Origin of the sequence: Achromobacter sp. SIMBA_011, from assembly GCF_046535435.1 — a bacterium.
Lineage (GTDB): Bacteria > Pseudomonadota > Gammaproteobacteria > Burkholderiales > Burkholderiaceae_B > Achromobacter > Achromobacter dolens.
Genome location: NZ_JAWRWN010001127.1, coordinates 1 through 240 on the forward strand (window position 1 = coordinate 1; position 240 = coordinate 240).

Annotated in this window: 1 protein-coding gene; it reads right to left on the reverse strand. The window is 67.9% G+C overall.

Translation table 11 applies throughout. The features are described from left to right. Nucleotides 1–79 precede the first annotated feature (79 nt). Nucleotides 80–240: PfkB family carbohydrate kinase (locus SB816_RS34555; RefSeq protein WP_410548567.1), on the reverse strand; the 161-nt coding region annotated here is incomplete at its 5' end.

Below are 240 nucleotides of genomic sequence, written 5' to 3' on the forward strand. Positions count from 1 at the left end.
TGACGATGAGGGTCATGGTCATCCTGCCTGAAAAATGACGAGACGATCGCGCGGCGCTCGGTCGGGCCGCGGCGATCGCTCAATGAAACAGTTCGTCGTAGTCGACGGTGGCCGTGCCGAGCTTGCCGACCACGATCCCCGCCGCGCGGTTCGCGAGCACCACGGCGTCGACGAGCGGCACGCCGGCGCCGAGCATCGTCGCGACCGTCGCGATCACGGTGTCGCCCGCACCCGATACGT